Here is a 5336-nt window from a genome sequence, read left to right on the forward strand (position 1 = left end):
GTGGTAATGTTGTCTTGGTCGACTTCGTTCGTCAGTTGGCTCAGAGAAACGGTTTGCGCTTGTCGCCCGTCAATATGAATCAGTAGATCGGCAGCGTGGCTGAATGTACTGAGTAGGATTAAAGTTGCGGTTGCTATCCACTTCATGCCTTTTCCCGGTGATTTATCTGCTTTCGAGCCAAAAAGGGTAAACGTACTAATATTATAAGGTTAGTCATCCGGCAAGGGAATGAGTTATTAATAGATTTGATACTTAAGTTTAGGTTCGCTGTATTAGATATTAGCCCACTGTCACGAATATGGAGTGCACCGGAGCGCAGAAGCAAACAAGCCCTGCACGATGGCAGGGCTTGTCAATTTATTAAGTGGTGGTGCTGATTAGAAAATCAGGTGTGCAACACCAGCGATCACTGGCAGCGTGATCAGGGTCCGCAGGATGAAAATCAGAAACAGCTCAAAGATGTTCACCGGAATACGGCTGCCCAGCAGCAAAGCGCCCACTTCCGACATGTATATCAACTGAGTGACAGACATCGCAGCAATCACAAAACGCGTCATCTCACTGTCGATAGAAGCCGCCAGAATCGCCGGAATAAACATATCGGCAAAACCGACCACGATGGTTTGTGACGCCTGTGCCGCTTCCGGAATGCCCAGCAGTTCCAGGAATGGAATGAAAGGCTGGCCAAGGAAAGCAAATACAGAGGTGTATTCCGCCACGATCAGGGCAATGGTTCCCAGTCCCATCACGACGGGCAGTACACCAAAGACCATATCTGCCGCGTTACGCAGGCCTTCTGCAAACACCTCTTTGAAAGACTTAACCTGGCCGGCTTTGTTCAGGGCCAGTTCCATTCCCCAGGAGAAGGTAGTGTGACCTTGAGGTATGGCATCAGCGTCTTTGTGTGGTGCGGTGCCGTCGATGAACTTGTCTTTTTTCAGGCTCAATGGTGGCAGACGAGGAATGATCACGGCTGCCACAAAGCCAGCCAGACAGATCGCACCGTAAAATGGCAGGAACAAGTGTTCCAGGTTGACCTGAGCAATCACCACCAGACTGAACGTAATGGACACCGCTGAGAAGGTCGTCCCCACGACAGCCGCTTCACGCGCGGTGTAGAATTTATCTTCGTACTGTTTGCTGGTCAGCAGGATACCGACACTACCGTCACCCAGCCAGGATGCCATACAGTCAATCGCGCTACGGCCAGGCAGATTAAACACCGGACGCATCACTTTAGACAGCAGGGTACCGAACAGTTCCAACAAACCGAAGTTCAGCAGCAGCGGTAGCAACAGACCGGCAAAAATGAACACGGAGAACAGGGTCGGCAACAGTCCTTCCAGAACCAGGCCCCCCGTGTTTTCTTCCCAGACCGCCTTAGGACCGAGCTGAAAAAACGTCATGACAACCGCAGCGCCGCCGATAAGGCGCACCGCCAGCCACAGTGGGGTCGGGTTAAACAATCCGTTCAGGAATGCGTTTTGAGTGACAAATGCCGGCTTGAAAACTTTGCACAAAAGAGAAGCGGCTGACATAAACGCGATAATGGCCGTCACGATGCCGACCAGAGCGTCACCAAACAGAGCCTGAATGGATTTCGCCAGGATGGCGACAGGAATGGTGATATCACCGTTGTAACTGACGGGTGCCATAAACAGGAATACACCGATCAGAGATGGGATGAAAAACATCCAGAAATTGCCCTTCTCTGGGCTGGATTCTAGGGCTTGAGTGTTACTTTGCATAGGGTTACTCATGTTACTGCTAGTCAATTACTGCCAACTCCGTGGCATATGTATTCACTAAACATCCTTAATTACTCACTACTGACAAGAGTATCTGCATTTGTAATCGGATGCAATACTATTCAACATAATGGGTTAATTATTCAGACGAAAAGTCCGTACTGATTGCATATTTTGGTTAAAAATATGTTTCCAGTGTGTTGCAATATATCCGATGTTTTATTGAAAGGCATGTGTTTTTTACAGACCGATGTATGGTTAATTCGTTGAGGCCAGAAGGAATGGTTGTTGAGCGGCTGATAAATAAAAGCGCCCAGAATGAGAAATGCGTGACAAAAAATGCGGATCAGAGTTGTTGCAGTGTGTTGAGGATGATAATTTGATGTTAATTGGATTATCATGTTGGTGAAGAACAATGGAAAAGAAAAGTGCGCGTTTAACCGTGTTGATTGACCCAAGAAAAAAGCAAGCGTTTGAGTCGTTGTGCGCCCAGCAGGATCTCACGCCTTCGCAAGTCGTTCGCCAATTGATTCGCGATTATCTGGACAAACACGGTGTCAGCTATCTGGATGACGGGGCGACCAATAACCCGCAGGTAAAATAAGCGGCTTGCGCCGCTTATTGCATTATTTTAGGGCTTGCAACGCCAGTTCGATGTGCGCGAAATAGTGTTCTTCTCCAACCAAACCCACCACTCCGGCTCTACGCAGCTTCTTATCAACCCGCTCGTTGGCCCCGGACAACATCACCGTAACGCCTTTGCTTTGCTGAGCCCGAATTACGTCTTCGAGCGCCTGTAAGCCAGTGATATCAATAAACGGGACCCAGCGCAGACGAATGATCAGTGTTTTGGGTTCAGTGTGAGTACTGGAGAGTGCCTGCTCAAAATTTTCCACGGCGGCGAAGAAAAATGGCCCGTCGATGGTAAAGACCAGTACGTCTGGCGGAAGCTCGCCTAATCCTTTGTGCGCGAACTCTTCCACCAACTCTTTGTGGCTGGCTTGATGCACGGCTACGCTGCTTGCCATCCGGCGCAGGAAGTGCAGCGTGGCAAGAATCACCCCAATGTTGACCGCGACCACAAGATCCGCGAAGACCGTCAGAGTAAACGTCATCAGTAAAATCACAACGTCTGCACGTGGTGCGCGCTTGATCATCGCGATAAAATGCCGGGCTTCACTCATGTTCCATGCCACCACAAACAAGATGGCGGCCAGTGTGGCAAGCGGAATATGGACCGCCAGAGGTGCCAGCAGCAGCAGGATCAACACCAGCACCACTGAGTGAATCACACCTGCAAGTGGGGAATTGCCGCCATTGCGAATGTTGGTTGCTGTACGGGCAATGGCGCCGGTTGCCGCAAACCCGCCGAACAGTGGTGCCGCGATGTTGGCAATGCCCTGGCCGACCAGCTCCTGATTGGAGTTGTGACGTGTGCCTGCCATGCCATCGGCGACAACAGCAGACAGGAGTGATTCAATGGACCCGAGCATCGCGATGGTAAAAGCCGGTCCAAGCAATTCGATCATTTTTCCCCAGGTCACGTTGGGCAGAGAAAACTCAGGCAACCCCTGTGGAATGCCGCCAAAGGCTGAGCCGATGGTTCGCACATCGTCAAACTGAAATAGATATTGGAGGCTGGTAACGACCAACAACGCCAGCAGTGGCCCGGGCACGCGCTTAACGCCGGGCAATTTCGGACCAAGCAGAACCAGTGCCAGCGACAACAATGCCAGCAGGGTGGTGGTCAGGTGAAACTGAGGCAGGACTTCAAATAACTGCAACAGTTTTTGATGGAAATGCTGACCATGTATCTCAGGCAAACCAAAAAAATCCCGCCATTGTCCAACCCAGATGATCACACCGATCCCGGCAGTAAAGCCGACAATCACAGGCGCAGGGATGAATTTAATGATGCTGCCCATTTTAGCCAGCCCAAGCAGCAGCAAGATGCCGCCAGCCATCAGCGTAGCAATTTGTAAACCTTCAAAGCCATACTGCGCGGTGATCCCCGAAAGTACCACGATGAAAGCACCGGTTGGGCCGGCGATCTGAACCCGGCTTCCCCCAAACAGTGAGACGCAAACGCCTGCGATGATGGAGGTATAGATACCTTGTTCGGGTTTGACGCCGGACGCGATAGCAAAGGCCATGGCAAGGGGCAGGGCGACGACTCCAACGATGACACCGGCAATGATGTTTCTGACCCACTGGTGTTTATTCAGCAGGCCGGCTTGTCTGGCTTCGAGAATGGCCAACATGGTGCGTTACTCCTCACGGAAAACATGTTAATGACATTATAATGTTATTATAATTGCATCATAATTCTGAGGCTGGGAAGATCAAGCGCCATAAACAAAAAATCCAGCCCGTGATGAGCTGGATCATGTTTTACTTTGCCGCTAATGTGGTCAACGGTCGTATTCGATTTGGCAGTCAAACTGCACCCATCCTTGTTTACGCTCCTCATACACGCTGAAACTCGGTGGCGCAAAGTCGAGCTGGTTAAAGACACCGACGGGAATGACAAGCATGTCCGGCAGGGCACTCAATCGCATTAGCATTGTGGTGCTGCAACGCGGACAGAAGGAGTAGGTGACTTCTGCACCACTGTCGGCCAGGCGGGTATACTCAGTCATGTCACCACTGTAAGAGACTTGCTCTGCGCCGAAACGGGCCTGAACACCGAAAACGCTGCCGGTTCGTTTCTGACACTCAAAACAGTGGCACAGCGAAGTGCGGGCCGGTTCGCCGCGGCAGACCAGATTCACCTGACCGCAACTGCAGTCAGCAATTCTAATTTTGCATTTACTTTCCATCATCTTCTGTACCTTCGCTGTGGTAAGGTATCGCCATTAGCTATCCTAATAACCAAGATACAAGACACCGGATCGATTATGAACAAGCGACGCTTACCCCTACCTCTTATTCTCCTTATTCCCATCGTGCTGCTGGTCATTGTTGCCATTGCCGGCGTTTATCGTTTCAGCCTCAGTGATGAGGAGATTCTGGCTAAGTTTCCTGCTCAGAAGGTGTCTGCTGATCCAATTGTAGATCAGGTTTTCTCGATTCAATCCGCAAATCCATGGACGATTGAAGTTCCGCAAAGCAAAGCATTCGCGTTTATCGATCAATATGACCCGGATCTCCACCAAGCTCGCGGCCGGTATGACGACGGCATCGAGCGAGGCCAAGTGGTGGTGGATACCCAACGGCTTATACCGTGGACGACCGAGGGCGACGCGCTCTATCTTGCGCCCATGGTGGTTTCCAATCAGGGTTCGGGGGCTTTTTATTATTTGACGCTGTTTCGTTTTGATTCGCAAAGAAGCCGTATGGTGGTGGCGGATACCCATTTTCTTGGCGACAGAATTGAAGTCACGGCTGTCACAGCAGAACCGAACGGAGTGCGGGTTAATATGAAAGTTCGTGAAGCTGGTCAATCAATGGCGGACGCACCGACGCAAAGTCACGCTATACTTTTTGCGATATCTTCGCAGGCTAAACTGCTGAAGACACCATAATCATCCTGTTGGAACAGGGGAAAGCGGAAGCTCAGGCCCACGTTGGTATCGGGCGTGCTTCTAC

5 protein-coding genes are annotated in these 5336 nt (G+C 50.8%); 2 read left to right on the forward strand and 3 right to left on the reverse strand.

Going from position 1 to position 5336, the window contains the following annotated elements; all coding sequences use genetic code 11:
* Positions 1-377: 377 nt before the first annotated feature.
* Complete coding sequence (locus tag CAG65_RS12785; protein ID WP_161453897.1) at positions 378-1748, reverse strand: YjiH family protein; 1371 nt, start codon at positions 1746-1748, stop codon at positions 378-380.
* Between the two features lie 415 nt (positions 1749-2163).
* On the opposite strand from CAG65_RS12785, the gene CAG65_RS12790 reads away from it, so the two are divergent.
* Entirely contained in the window at positions 2164-2352 is a 189-nt protein-coding gene (locus tag CAG65_RS12790; protein WP_021706219.1) for a hypothetical protein, read from the forward strand.
* 22 nt (positions 2353-2374) lie between these two features.
* On the opposite strand, the gene CAG65_RS12795 is transcribed toward CAG65_RS12790, so the two are convergent.
* Both CAG65_RS12795 and CAG65_RS12800 read right to left on the reverse strand, forming a co-directional pair.
* A complete protein-coding gene (locus CAG65_RS12795) occupies positions 2375-4009 on the reverse strand; it encodes a SulP family inorganic anion transporter (protein WP_161453898.1) in 1635 nt (544 codons plus the stop codon).
* Between the two features lie 150 nt (positions 4010-4159).
* Complete coding sequence (locus CAG65_RS12800; protein WP_161448112.1) at positions 4160-4567, reverse strand: GFA family protein; 408 nt, start codon at positions 4565-4567, stop codon at positions 4160-4162.
* A gap of 78 nt (positions 4568-4645) precedes the next feature.
* On the opposite strand from CAG65_RS12800, the gene CAG65_RS12805 reads away from it, so the two are divergent.
* Positions 4646-5272 (forward strand): hypothetical protein, encoded by a 627-nt coding sequence (locus tag CAG65_RS12805; RefSeq protein ID WP_021706216.1) that lies wholly within the window; start codon positions 4646-4648, stop codon positions 5270-5272.
* Positions 5273-5336 lie beyond the last annotated feature (64 nt).

Origin of the sequence: Vibrio sp. V39_P1S14PM300 (genome assembly GCF_009904765.1) — a bacterium.
Lineage (GTDB): Bacteria > Pseudomonadota > Gammaproteobacteria > Enterobacterales > Vibrionaceae > Vibrio > Vibrio proteolyticus.